General features: G+C 44.0%; 17 protein-coding genes. 9 read left to right on the forward strand and 8 right to left on the reverse strand.

Going from position 1 to position 12,589, the window contains the following annotated elements; translation table 11 throughout:
- The first annotated feature begins 93 nt into the window (after positions 1-93).
- The 4 genes from argF (at position 94) to M9196_RS02115 (ending at position 3,294) form a co-directional block, all read left to right on the forward strand.
- On the forward strand, positions 94-1,101 hold the full coding sequence (argF, locus tag M9196_RS02100; protein ID WP_250615866.1) for an ornithine carbamoyltransferase: 1,008 nt from the start codon (positions 94-96) through the stop codon (positions 1,099-1,101).
- A 288-nt stretch (positions 1,102-1,389) separates the two neighbouring features.
- Positions 1,390-2,319 (forward strand): aspartate carbamoyltransferase, encoded by a 930-nt coding sequence (gene pyrB / locus M9196_RS02105; protein ID WP_250615867.1) that lies wholly within the window; start codon positions 1,390-1,392, stop codon positions 2,317-2,319.
- 14 nt (positions 2,320-2,333) lie between these two features.
- Positions 2,334-2,795, forward strand: coding sequence for an aspartate carbamoyltransferase regulatory subunit (gene pyrI / locus M9196_RS02110; protein ID WP_250615868.1), 462 nt, complete (start codon positions 2,334-2,336; stop codon positions 2,793-2,795).
- Positions 2,796-2,904: 109 nt separating this feature from the next.
- Positions 2,905-3,294: a RidA family protein gene (locus M9196_RS02115; RefSeq protein WP_250615869.1), complete on the forward strand. Its 390-nt coding sequence runs from the start codon at positions 2,905-2,907 to the stop codon at positions 3,292-3,294.
- Positions 3,295-3,378: 84 nt separating this feature from the next.
- Here the strand turns inward: M9196_RS02115 and M9196_RS02120 are convergent, their stop codons facing one another.
- The 8 genes from M9196_RS02120 to mlaF all read right to left on the reverse strand — a co-directional run bounded on the left by M9196_RS02120 (position 3,379) and on the right by mlaF (position 8,740).
- Positions 3,379-4,107 (reverse strand): 1-acylglycerol-3-phosphate O-acyltransferase, encoded by a 729-nt coding sequence (locus M9196_RS02120; protein ID WP_250615870.1) that lies wholly within the window; start codon positions 4,105-4,107, stop codon positions 3,379-3,381.
- Between the two features lie 70 nt (positions 4,108-4,177).
- The gene (gene murA / locus M9196_RS02125) at positions 4,178-5,443 is read right to left on the reverse strand and encodes a UDP-N-acetylglucosamine 1-carboxyvinyltransferase (protein ID WP_250615871.1); all 1,266 of its coding nucleotides are present in this window, start codon (positions 5,441-5,443) and stop codon (positions 4,178-4,180) included.
- Between the two features lie 9 nt (positions 5,444-5,452).
- Positions 5,453-5,707 carry a BolA family iron metabolism protein IbaG gene (gene ibaG / locus M9196_RS02130; RefSeq protein WP_250615872.1) on the reverse strand — a complete coding sequence of 85 codons (255 nt, stop codon included), beginning with the start codon at positions 5,705-5,707 and terminating at the stop codon, positions 5,453-5,455.
- Between the two features lie 9 nt (positions 5,708-5,716).
- The gene (locus M9196_RS02135) at positions 5,717-6,016 is read right to left on the reverse strand and encodes an STAS domain-containing protein (RefSeq protein WP_250615873.1); all 300 of its coding nucleotides are present in this window, start codon (positions 6,014-6,016) and stop codon (positions 5,717-5,719) included.
- The gene (locus M9196_RS02140) at positions 6,013-6,678 is read right to left on the reverse strand and encodes an ABC transporter substrate-binding protein (protein WP_406707604.1); all 666 of its coding nucleotides are present in this window, start codon (positions 6,676-6,678) and stop codon (positions 6,013-6,015) included. Before M9196_RS02140 ends, M9196_RS02135 begins: the two co-directional genes overlap by 4 nt.
- The gene (gene mlaD, locus M9196_RS02145; RefSeq protein WP_250615874.1) at positions 6,659-7,147 is read right to left on the reverse strand and encodes an outer membrane lipid asymmetry maintenance protein MlaD; all 489 of its coding nucleotides are present in this window, start codon (positions 7,145-7,147) and stop codon (positions 6,659-6,661) included. The genes M9196_RS02140 and mlaD overlap by 20 nt, the downstream gene beginning before the upstream one ends.
- Positions 7,148-7,164: 17 nt before the next feature.
- Positions 7,165-7,944 (reverse strand): lipid asymmetry maintenance ABC transporter permease subunit MlaE, encoded by a 780-nt coding sequence (gene mlaE / locus M9196_RS02150; protein WP_250615875.1) that lies wholly within the window; start codon positions 7,942-7,944, stop codon positions 7,165-7,167.
- A gap of 1 nt (position 7,945) precedes the next feature.
- Positions 7,946-8,740 (reverse strand): phospholipid ABC transporter ATP-binding protein MlaF, encoded by a 795-nt coding sequence (gene mlaF, locus M9196_RS02155; protein ID WP_250615876.1) that lies wholly within the window; start codon positions 8,738-8,740, stop codon positions 7,946-7,948.
- Between the two features lie 301 nt (positions 8,741-9,041).
- Between mlaF and M9196_RS02160 the strand changes: the two genes are divergently transcribed.
- Genes M9196_RS02160 through lptA form a run of 5 tightly spaced genes read left to right on the forward strand, consistent with a single transcriptional unit; the run spans position 9,042 to position 12,581 of the window.
- Complete coding sequence (locus M9196_RS02160) at positions 9,042-10,010, forward strand: calcium/sodium antiporter (protein ID WP_250615877.1); 969 nt, start codon at positions 9,042-9,044, stop codon at positions 10,008-10,010.
- A 10-nt stretch (positions 10,011-10,020) separates the two neighbouring features.
- Positions 10,021-10,989 carry a KpsF/GutQ family sugar-phosphate isomerase gene (locus tag M9196_RS02165; protein WP_250615878.1) on the forward strand — a complete coding sequence of 323 codons (969 nt, stop codon included), beginning with the start codon at positions 10,021-10,023 and terminating at the stop codon, positions 10,987-10,989.
- Positions 10,989-11,546, forward strand: a complete 558-nt coding sequence (gene kdsC / locus M9196_RS02170) for a 3-deoxy-manno-octulosonate-8-phosphatase KdsC (RefSeq protein ID WP_250615879.1) — start codon at positions 10,989-10,991, stop codon at positions 11,544-11,546. Before M9196_RS02165 ends, kdsC begins: the two co-directional genes overlap by 1 nt.
- The gene (lptC, locus tag M9196_RS02175) at positions 11,543-12,106 is read left to right on the forward strand and encodes an LPS export ABC transporter periplasmic protein LptC (RefSeq protein ID WP_250615880.1); all 564 of its coding nucleotides are present in this window, start codon (positions 11,543-11,545) and stop codon (positions 12,104-12,106) included. Before kdsC ends, lptC begins: the two co-directional genes overlap by 4 nt.
- Positions 12,087-12,581 carry a lipopolysaccharide transport periplasmic protein LptA gene (gene lptA / locus M9196_RS02180; RefSeq protein ID WP_250615881.1) on the forward strand — a complete coding sequence of 165 codons (495 nt, stop codon included), beginning with the start codon at positions 12,087-12,089 and terminating at the stop codon, positions 12,579-12,581. Before lptC ends, lptA begins: the two co-directional genes overlap by 20 nt.
- Positions 12,582-12,589: the final 8 nt, after the last annotated feature.

A 12,589-nucleotide genomic window follows, 5' to 3' on the forward strand; every position in this document is an offset into this window, starting at 1 on the left:
GCGCTTTTTTTTTATTTAATCGAGAAATAAATATTCACTTCAAAAGCATTTATATGTATAAATAAGCTAACCCACACTCACTAGGTACGGCACATGGCTTATAACTTACGTAATAGAAACTTCTTAAAGCTTCTAGATTTTACGCCTAAAGAAATTCAATTCCTTCTCGACCTTTCTATTTCTTTAAAGTCAGCAAAATACGCAGGCACAGAACAAAAGAAATTGCTCGGAAAAAACATTGCCTTAATCTTTGAAAAAGCCTCTACCCGTACCCGATGTGCATTTGAAGTAGCAGCATTTGACCAAGGTGCCCAAGTCTCTTATCTCGGGCCTTCGGGCTCTCAAATTGGCCATAAAGAATCGATGAAAGACACCGCTCGAGTACTAGGTCGAATGTATGACGGCATCGAATATAGAGGCTTTGGGCAAGCTATAGTTGAAGAGCTTGGAGCACACGCTGGGGTCCCTGTTTGGAATGGCTTGACTGATGAATTTCACCCCACACAGATTTTAGCCGATTTCCTAACTATGCTTGAGCATGGCAAAGGAAAGCAATTACACCAAATGACCTTTGCCTATCTGGGTGATGCTCGCAATAACATGGGCAATTCTCTAATGGTGGGCGCGGCAAAGATGGGGATGGATATTCGCTTAGTGGCTCCAAAATCCTTCTGGCCTGAACCGCTTTTAGTCGAAGAGTGCCAAGCTATCGCAGAAAAAACAGGTGCGACAATCACGTTAACTGAAAGCGTCGTACAAGGTGTTAAAGACTGTGATTTCCTCTATACCGATGTGTGGGTGTCAATGGGCGAGCCCGCTTCAGCGTGGGAGGAGCGAATTGCACAAATGAAACCTTATCAGGTCAATATGGCTATGCTCGAATCTACGGGTAACCCTGATGTGAAATTTATGCATTGCTTACCGGCATTTCATGATGACCAAACGACCATAGGCAAAGAAATTGCAGAAAAATATGGTCTAAATGGCTTAGAGGTCAGTGACGAAGTATTTGAATCCGAACATTCTATCGTTTTTGACGAAGCAGAGAATCGAATGCACACCATAAAAGCGGTGATGGTTGCAACACTAGGCAATGGATAAAAAGTCACAATATAACGGTTAAACCTTTGATGTAATCGCTTGCGCTCACAGTCGTTAAGAGTATAATTCTCCGCAATTTGTCAGGGGGATAGGACATGGCGCAACCGAGTTTTAGTACATTGCTTCGCTTTACTAAATGTGTAAACGTCAACGCAATGGTAACTCTCGATAAGTTATTTACTTATCGCGCACCATTATTATTTCCTATTGAATACTAAGCCTCCCACTATGGGGGGCTTTTTTATGGCTGCTAACTCTGGTTTAGTTTTAACTATAGGGAAGATAAACATGGCGAATACGCTGTACCAAAAGCACATTATCTCAATTCCTGAGCTGTCTCGTGAAGAGCTCGAGCTCATCGTGGAAACAGCTGGACAACTTAAGTCAAATCCACAACCTGAGCTGATTAAAAATAAAGTCATTGCCAGCTGCTTCTTTGAACCTTCAACCCGCACGCGCTTGTCGTTCGAAACCGCTATCCAGCGAATTGGCGGGGATGTGATTGGTTTTGATAGTGGCGGCAACACATCACTCGCAAAAAAAGGCGAAACACTTTCTGATTCCGTTCAAGTTATCTCTTCATACGTGGATGCCTTTGTCATGCGTCACCCACAAGAAGGAGCGGCTCGTCTTGCATCTGAGTTTTCAAATGGCACACCTGTCATTAATGCTGGTGATGGTGCCAATCAACACCCGACACAAACGCTTTTAGACCTCTATAGCATTTATGAAACTCAGGGTCGACTTGATGACATCAATGTCGCATTCGTCGGTGATTTAAAATATGGTCGAACCGTTCACTCGTTAACTCAAGCACTCGCGAAATTTAATAATGTTCGTTTTTATTTCATCGCGCCAGAGGCACTTGCCATGCCTGACTATATCTGTGAAGAGCTTGAAGAATCAGGTATCCAGTTTAGTGTTCACCAAGAGATTGAAGAAGTTGTGCCTGAACTAGATGTGCTTTACATGACTCGGGTACAGAAAGAGCGCTTTGATGAATCAGAATATGCGCACATCAAATCAGCCTATATTTTATCCGCGGACACTTTGAAGCAAGCACGCGACAACCTAAAAGTACTTCACCCTCTTCCTCGTGTTGATGAAATCACCGTGGACGTTGATAAAACGCCTTACGCTTACTATTTCCAGCAAGCAGAGAACGGCGTCTATGCGCGTGAAGCGCTCTTAGCTCTTGTGTTAAATGAATCGTTGTAAGGTAGGCACAGAACATGACTAGAGAAACTCAACTACAAGTAGAAGCAATTAAGAACGGTACCGTCATCGACCATATTCCTGCCAACATTGGTATCAAGGTCTTAAAACTGTTTGCCATGGATCAATCTCAACAACGTGTAACGATTGGTTTAAACCTTCCTTCTTCAGCGTTAGGCAGTAAAGACTTACTCAAAATTGAGAATGTCTTTGTTAGTGAAGAGCAAGCCAACAAATTAGCACTTTATGCGCCTCATGCCACGGTTAATCAAATCGAAAACTATGAAGTCAGTAAGAAATTAGCACTGGCGCTGCCAGAGCATATTACGGGTATCTTCGAATGCCCAAATACGAACTGCATTACTCATAATGAGCCTGTAGACAGTAGCTTCCAAGTCTTCGAAAAGCATGATGACATTCGACTAAAATGTAAGTACTGCGAGAAAGTCTTTGCCAGAGAGATACTAACTGAGCGTTAAACACACGGACATTATTAATCAAGCCTACTCAATGTAAGCTTGATTTTTATGAAGCCAGTTGGCAGTCTAGCCTTTATATTATTTCCCCTAACACAATGGAAGATGAACAATGACTAAAGTACTTCATACTGAATCAGCTCCTGCTGCGATTGGCCCTTACGTTCAAGGCGTCGATCTTGGCAATATGGTTCTTACTTCAGGTCAAATTCCTGTCAACCCAATCACGGGTGACGTTTCTGATGATATCTCTGAACAAGCTCGTCAATCTCTAGACAACGTAAAAGCGGTTGTCGAATCATCAGGTCTAACGGTTAGTGATATCGTCAAGATGACAGTTTTTGTTAAGGATTTAAATGACTTTGGTACCGTCAATGACGTCTACGGCAAATTCTTTGATGAGCACCAAGTTGCCAACTACCCTGCTCGCTCATGTGTAGAAGTCGCACGTTTACCAAAAGATGTGAAGATTGAAATCGAAGCCATTGCGGTTCGTAAATAGCACACTATCGTGTTATTTCATTGTCGATGAATAAGACATTGAAATACTAGAAACTAAAAAGGGTTGTTCACACAACCCTTTATTTTATTTCGTTTTATTGAGCTCGATAACTTCTGCATCAAGCTGCTCTAGCTTATGCTTCATCTGCTCTCGACACTGATTGGCAAGTTCTCGAATATTATCCTTACTGCATCCTTCGGTAGAAACAGGTGGCAACATTTCAACAATGATATGTCCATTATCCCACTTGTTCAGCTTGAGGTGGGATGAGCTGCTACACACGATAGGGATAATTGGCACTTTCGCCCCTATTGCAGCATGAAATGCACCCGTTTTAAATGGTAGCATCCCACGACCACGTGAACGCGTTCCTTCAGGAAACATCCAAACCGATAGATTGCTTTTTTTCATACTATCGACAACTTGATCAATAGTTCCCTTCGCCTTGCTGCGATTGGCTCGATCAATCAAGATATTACCCGTGAGATAGTACAGCTGACCAAAAAAGGGCATCCACGCTAAACTCTTTTTCCCAACCGTCACTACATTCGGTGTCACAGCGGCAGAGACAGTAAATAAATCCCAGTTATTTTGGTGGTTAGCTATATAGACATGCTGACCACGCTGATAGGCATCTTCTGGTAATCTAAGTTCGAGTTTTACACCAAAAACTTTAGACATCGCACCAAAGTAGCGACCAAATCTAAATACATGCTTTGGGTTTCTAGGGCTCAATAAACAGTAGCCGCACCCAAAAACAAACATGACGATAGCGAAAATAGCCACCGCTATACAGCGGAAAAAAGCGATCATTTTGTGCTCCGACAGATATCAAAAAAAAGCCGAAACCTCTCGATTCCGGCTAATTGCTATTACTTAAACGCTATTCTGAACCCGGGATACGAGTAATATTCGCACCGAGTAACGATAGCTTATCTTCGATACGGTCATAACCGCGATCGATATGATAAATACGATCGACGATCGTTTCGCCTTTCGCGATACAACCCGCGATAACCAAGCTCGCAGATGCTCGAAGATCCGTAGCCATCACTTGCGCACCACTCAACGAGTCAACATCACCACAAATCACAGTGTTGCCTTCGATGTCCGCTTTCGCGCCCATTCTCATGAGTTCAGGTACATGCATGAAGCGGTTTTCAAAGATAGTTTCAGTGATGACACCACCACCTTTCGCCATGATATTTAGCAGCGTAAACTGAGCTTGCATGTCAGTTGGGAACCCTGGGTGTGGCGCCGTACGAATAGAAACGGCTTTTAGGTCACGCCCTGTCATATCAAGCGAAATCCAGTCTTCACCACTTTCAACCTTTGCACCCGCTTCTTCAAGTTTAGCAATAACGGCTTCTAACAAATGCGCACTGGTGTTGCGACATGTCACTTTGCCGCCAGAGACAGCAGCAGCAACTAAAAATGTCCCGGTTTCAATACGATCGGCAACCACGCTGTGTTTACCACCCGTCAGACGCTCCACGCCTTCGATAGTAATGGTGTCAGTACCTGCGCCTGACACTTTTGCTCCGATTGCATTCAAGAAGTTGGCTGTATCGACAATTTCAGGCTCGCGAGCAGCATTATCAAGCACCGTCTTACCTTCTGCTAAAGTTGCAGCACACATGACGGTGATTGTCGCCCCGACACTCACTTTATCCATAACAATATGAGCGCCTTTTAGACGACCATCGACTTCCGCTTTTACGTAACCATCTTCTAAAGTAATGGTTGCGCCAAGTTGCTCAAGGCCGTGGATATGCAAATCAACGGGTCTAGCACCAATCGCACAGCCGCCAGGTAGAGACACTTGGCCTTTACCAAATCGGGCAACCAATGGACCAAGCGCCCAAATAGAAGCTCGCATGGTTTTCACTAAGTCATACGGTGCGCAAAACTCATTAATTTGGCGGCCATCAACATGTACGGAACCATTACGATGAACTTTAGCGCCGAGACGACCCAGTAATTTCATCGTGGTATCAATATCACGTAAACGTGGAACATTCGCGACTTCTACTGGTTCTTCAGCAAGAATAGAAGCAAATAAAATAGGTAGTGCCGCATTTTTGGCACCAGAGATCAACACGTCACCAATAAGTGGCGCGTCGGATCCAATAACTTGAAACTTATCCATTACTTAACCTTAAAGTGACATCAACTTTTTATCTCTAGCCCACTCTTCTGGAGTGAACGCCTTGATCGAGACGGCGTGGATGTCGTTACGCTGAATATATTCCATCAGAGGCTTATAGATCATCTGCTGTTTTTTAACTCGGCTCATGCCTGCGAATTGAGCATCTACTGCGATCACTTCGTAGTGGCTACCTTCACCTTTCACATGTACTTCTTCTAGGTTTAGTTCGCTTTGCAATAGTTCCTGTACTTTTGTGCTATCCACAAGATACTCCTAAATGTGTTTCTCAATTACCGATTCAACATTACTTAGCTGAAACAACATTTTCAGCTCGTCGGGCACGAAGCTGAGCATTATATGACACTTTCGATTTTTTGCATGCTCTATTAAGTGAATTAGCATCACCATACCAGCAGAATCTATCCGTTCTACCTCTTTTAAAGACACATTAATACCCGATTCAGGGTAGTCAAGTGCCTCTACCTGCTTCCAAAGTGAAGGGACAGTGTCTCGCGTCAAGATACCAATTAAGGATAAATTGATACCGTCACTAAAGTCGAATTCAGCACTCACTGTCCTGACTTCCCTTCAAATCGAATCGATGCCTGAGACAATGTCTCCAATTCTTTCGCCACAGAGAGGATACCCTCTTGACGGATTTTACTGTTCCATTCTGACTGCTTACTTGACAGCAGGCTTATACCTTCTGCAATCATATCAAACGCTTTCCAGTCACCTGTTTTCTTATCTTTTCTTAGTTTGAACTCAAGATTAATATTAGGTCTTGGCGAGTCCAATATCGTGACTCTTACGCCTGTGATCGTTGTTTTATCGTCAATACTAGGCCTAGGTCCAAATTGAATCTCTTGTCCGGTATATTGCGTTAACACTTGCGCATAAGAGGTAACAAGGTATTCGCGAAATGCTTTTGCAAACTCTAATACGTCCTCACGCTTCGCGCCTTTTAAATTCGGACCTAACAATTTTAACGCTGCATAGCGATCGTTAACATAAGGCATTAACTCTTCTTCAACGACCACCTTTAGATAGTTAGGGTCGTTTTGAACTAACGACTGCTCTTTCGCCAGCCGCGCAAAAGTACGATCCGCTACTTTTTGCATCATCTCGTAAGGCTGACTTTTATCAATATCTTGAGCCGACACACTAAACGTGCCCAACACAACCATCAGCGCCACCCAAATTCTGATTATCGTATTACTCTTTGTTCGAATCATCTGAACTTCCTCCAATGCTGTACAGCACTTGACCTATCATATCTTCCAACACTAAAGCTGACTTGGTGTCTTCTATTCTGCCGCCATCCACTAAATATTCTTCGTCATCAAATATAAAACCTGGAACGAGACCGACATATTGCTCGCCAATTAGCCCCGAGGTGAGTATCTGTGCACTGGAAGTATCCGGAAACTGATAGTCCGCATTAATCGATAGTTCAACGACAGGTAAATAGCTTTCCTTATCAAGATGTATCTTACTAACTCGCCCAACGACTACCCCGCCAACCTTGACTGGAGAGCGTGCTTTTAAGCTACCAATGTTGTCAAATCGAGCCTCTAATGTGTAAGTATCCGTTGAACCAAGCCCTTTCACGTCAGCAACCTGAAAAATGATAAACAAAATTGCGCAAAGTCCTGTGAGAACAAAGCCACCTACCCACATTTCTAGCTTTCTAGTTTGTTGCATTCATAATTCCTTTATTCTCAATTGCCAAACATCAATGCGGTGAGTAAAAAATCCAACCCTAATACCGCCAGCGACGAGTGAACGACCGTTCTTGTTGTCGCCTGACTGATGCCTTCTGATGTTGGTACCGCATCGTAACCATTAAAGAGCGCTATCCAAGTCACCGTTATTGCAAATACAATACATTTCAACGCACTGTTACCAATGTCTCTTCCCAACTCTACCGATGACTGCATCGCCGACCAAAAGCTTCCATGGTCGATGCCTTTCCAATCCACACCAACTAATTGCCCACCCCAAATACCAATAGACATAAAGATCATCGCCAGTAATGGCATCGAGATAACACCAGCCCAGAAACGGGGTGCTATAACGCGTTTTAGCGGATCCACTGCCATCATTTCCATGCTCGATAATTGCTCTGTCGCTTTCATCAAACCGATTTCTGCCGTTAATGCTGAACCAGCGCGACCTGCAAATAACAATGCTGTCACAACTGGTCCTAACTCCCTAAGCAGTGACAGAGACACCATTTGCCCAAGGCTTCCTTCCGCCCCATAATCCACCAGCACAACATAGCCTTGTAAACTCAATACCATGCCAATAAACAACCCCGAGACGGTGATAATGGCCAGAGACTGTACACCCACATTGTGTAATTGCTTAATTAGCAAAGGGAAATTTTTTATAGGTTGAGGCTTTGATAGCAGCACCCCTAACAAAACAAAGGTCGCACGCCCCCACGACTGACAAAACATCAGAGTACGGTGACCAAGCTTTTGTACCAGCTCTAACATATTAAAAAAGATCCTGTTCTAGTGACTTGGCTGGATAGCGAAACGGCACTGGGCCATCAGCATCACCGACTAAAAACTGCTGAACTCTTGGGTCTGGATTATTTCTAAGCTCCGCAGGAGAGCCTTTGGCTACAATTTTTCCGTCAGCAAGCAAATATACCCAGTCTGCAATGGACATCACCTCAGGGACATCGTGTGACACTACGACAGAAGTAAGATTAAGCGCTGTGTTTAACGAGCGAATTAATTGAACCAACACCCCCATTGTAATCGGGTCCTGCCCCACAAACGGCTCATCATACATAATGAGTTCAGGATCGAGCGCGATGGCTCTTGCCAGTGCAGCTCGCCGTGCCATGCCACCAGAAAGCTCACTTGGCATTAACTGGGCTGCGCCTCGCAAACCGACGGCTTCAAGCTTTAACAATACAAGTGTTCGTATCAGCGATTCTGATAATTGAGTGTGTTCTCGAAGGGGAAAGGCAACATTGTCAAAGACGGTAAGATCAGTAAACAGTGCTCCAGACTGAAACAGCATGCTCATTTTTTTTCGTACTTCGTATAAACGTTTACGAGATAATGAGGGAATATTGGCGTCTTCAAACCAGATTTCGCCACGATCTGGGTACAACTGTCCGCCAATTAGACGCAATAACGTCGTTTTACCAATTCCAGATGGCCCCATGATTGCCGTGATCTTCCCTTTAGGCACACGCAGTTCAATATCATCGAAGATAACACGCTCGCCTCGAGAGAATGACAGCCCTTTCACGGAAACCAAGTCATTGTTTGACATAGAGTTCCTTATCTACAAAGCCAAATCCTTAGAGCCTTACATCATAATGATCGCAACGCACAATGAAAACCCTAAAATGATGACGAGTCTCGATGCTGCGACACGCATGTCTGAGTATTCATCGCATTTCCGGCCGATAATGCGACTAACATTGATGCGGCTCTCGGATTCACCACTATTATTAGCGTATATGGTTCTGAAACATAATGTGTATTTTATTTGTTGATTAGCTTCCATTTTGGATGCTAAACCGTCAAAATTACCCGCCAAATATCTTAATAAAAGTGAATGGATCTAAAGCATGCTTGAAGCAGTGGTGTTTCTTATTATCGGTCTCGTATTTCTAGTATGGAGTGCAGACAAACTCGTTTATGGTTCCGCAGCATTAGCGCGAAATTTTGGTATATCACCGCTAGTTATTGGTATGACGATCCTTGCTATGGGCTCTTCTGCGCCAGAAATGATGGTGTCAGCAACCGCGGCTCTAGAAGGTAAAACGGATACGGCGGTCGGTAACGTTCTTGGCTCAAACATCGCCAACATAGCGCTGATCCTTGGTATCACCGCGATGATCAAGCCACTTTCCATTTCTTCTGGCATTTTAAGACGTGAACTTCCACTGATGATCGCGGTCACACTAATAGCCGGTATCTTACTTTGGGATAGCCACTTAGGTTTTTACGAAGGCATCATCTTATTCGCGCTATTTGGTGCTTTCATTATCGCTATGCTTCACATCAGCAAAACGGAAAAAGCCAGTGGCGGAGACGTTATGCTTGATGACCAAGAGTCTGAGATCCCGGAAGGAGTGAGCAACGGCAAAGCCGCGATGTGGGTTATTATTGGTCTAATTATCCTCCCTATTGCCGCTGGCCGTCTCGTTGATAGCGCTGTAACGATAGCGCAATTCTTCGGTATGAGTGACCTTGTTATCGGCTTAACCATTATTGCTATTGGTACTAGCTTACCTGAACTCGCCGCTTCTTTGGCCGGCGTTTTGAAAGGCGAAGATGATATGGCAGTCGGTAATATTATTGGTTCCAATGTCTTTAATATCCTCGCCGTTATGGGTATACCTGGCGTATTAAATCCATCTGTTTTGAGTGAACACGCAATGGGCCGTGATTTTTGGGTCATGTTAGGCGTGTCATTGTTGCTCGTTGTCATGGCACTTGGAAAATCTCGTAGCATCAATCGCCTAGAAGGCTTCATCCTATTTGCCTGTTTCCTGGCTTATCAAATCTACCTCATCGCCAATATGGCATCTTAGGAGTCACGTCATGTCTTCATTTGATTATATCGGTTCCGCAAAGCGCGTGTTAGATACTGAGATTTTAGCCCTACAACATCTTGAGCATTACATTGATGAGCATTTTGAAGCCGTTTGTCATAGCATTTTGAACCATCAGGGCAAAGTGATCGTTATGGGAATGGGCAAGTCTGGTCATATTGGCAAAAAGATGGCGGCAACGTTTGCTAGCACAGGGACCTCCGCTTTTTTCGTGCACCCAGGTGAAGCGGCGCACGGTGACTTGGGTATGATTGAAGCGAAAGACCTCGTTATTGCGATATCTAATTCCGGTGAATCACATGAAATCATTAGCCTGTTTCCTGTATTCAAACGCCTAGGTATCACCACGGTAAGCATGACAGGTAAACCCACCTCCACGATGGCTAAGCTTTCCGATTATCACTTACAAATTACTGTGCCCAAAGAAGCATGCCCACTCGGCTTAGCACCCACATCAAGTTCCACCGCCACTCTAGTGATGGGAGATGCTTTAGCCATTGCTTTACTTGAAGCAAGGGGGTTTAGTGAAGAAGATTTTGCGCTCTCCCACCCTGGTGGCGCGCTAGGGCGTAAACTACTGCTAAAGTTAAGTGACATCATGCACTCAGGAGAGGCGCTACCGTTTGTTAGCCCTGAAACTCTCGTCCGAGATGCACTGCTAAGAATCACAGAAAAAGGGTTGGGTATGACCGCTGTGGTTAATGAGTCTCGTGAACTGTTAGGCATTTTTACTGATGGCGACTTACGACGCATTTTAGATAAACGCATTGATATTCACACGACGAGTATCGGTGAGGTTATGACGCTCAATCCAACCACTGCCGAGCCAAACATGCTGGCAGCAGAAGGGCTTAACCTAATGCAATCTAAAAATATTAATGGCTTAATTTTACTCGAAGACAGTCAGGTGGTAGGGGCACTCAACATGCACGACTTGCTAAAAGCAGGGGTAATGTAATGACTCAAATGACCGAAACACTTTATGGACCAGTAGCAACCACGCTTGTTAACCAAGCGGCACAGGTCCAGTTACTTATTTGTGATGTTGATGGGGTCTTCTCTGATGGCCTTGTTTACATGGGTAACGATGGTGAAGAACTCAAAACGTTTCATACTCGCGATGGATATGGCGTCAAGGCACTAATGAATGCGGGTATTGAGGTGGCTATTATTACTGGCCGAACATCAAGAATCGTTGAAAATCGAATGAAAGCCTTAGGTATTACTTTGATTTACCAGGGCCAAGATGACAAAGTCATTGCGTATCAAGATATCTGTAATAAGCTCAATATAGCGGCTAGCCAAACCGCCTATATCGGGGATGATCTCATTGATTGGCCAGTTATGGAACAGATTGGCTTTAGTGTTTGTGTGGCGGATGGGCACCCATTATTGGCAAGAAAAGCCGACTACGTCACCTCAATACCGGGTGGACGTGGCGCGGTTCGAGAGGTTTGCGATATTATTTTAGAATCGAAAGGACAACTGGAACTTCATAAAGGTTTGAGTATATGAGTCTATCTCGTACTATTTATACCCTTTTATTCATCATATCGCTTGGTTGTGCGTATTATCTCTATACCAAAAAAGATACTGACGTAATTCAAGTTGCACCAAATATTGAACTACCAGCCTTCAGCGGCAGAGATCTGCATAATATCTCTTATTCCGATAGTGGTGTACGAAGCTACAGCATTAATTCCATCCATCTCGAGCATTTTTCTAAAAAAGGCGAGACTGTATTTGAGCGCCCTGTATTAAAGATCTATGTACAGGGTACAACTCAAGAGTGGGAAATTTCAGCGGCAAGAGCCATTCTCGACAAGCAAGATGTGTTAACTCTCTATGAGGATGTCATCGCTAGAAATTTGCTTGATGACTCTGGTTTCGATACCTTATCAACAGACCAAATGAGCATTCAGTTAGACAATCGTGATTTTTGGGCAGATACTAACGTTCTTATGTTAGGCCCACAGTTTGAAACGCGTGGGGATGCGATGAAAGGAAACTTCGCAGACAACCTCGCAGAGCTTTATAAAAAAGTGAATAGTAAATATGAAACTCTCACACCTTAGCATTGGGCTTTGCCTGATATTACCAGTAGCCGCATACGCACTCTCTACGGATACGGAACAACCCGTGTATATCGACTCTGACAGCCAACAGCTTGATATGAAAAGTAATCAAGTCACGTTCGTCGGCGATGTAAAACTAAAACAAGGCAGCATAAATATTAATGCCGACAAGATCATCGTTACCAGAGAAGCCAAAACAGGCGCACTTCAAGTGATTGAAGGATTCGGTAATTTAGCGACGTTCTCGCAATTAACTGACGACGGTAAGACCTTGTATGGCGAGGCAAAGACACTACATTACGCCCTGCAAGATGATCAATTAACGATGACAAACCAAGCAATGCTGTCGCAAGATGGCAGTATTATTCGCGGCACCACCATTCGCTATAGAATTTCATCGCAAAAACTCATTGCTGATGGTAACTCTAATGAACGGGTATCTACCGTCCTTCAACCTCAACAAGCTCAAGAGTAAATACTTCG

It is taken from the genome of Vibrio methylphosphonaticus, assembly GCF_023634655.1.
GTDB lineage: Bacteria > Pseudomonadota > Gammaproteobacteria > Enterobacterales > Vibrionaceae > Vibrio > Vibrio methylphosphonaticus.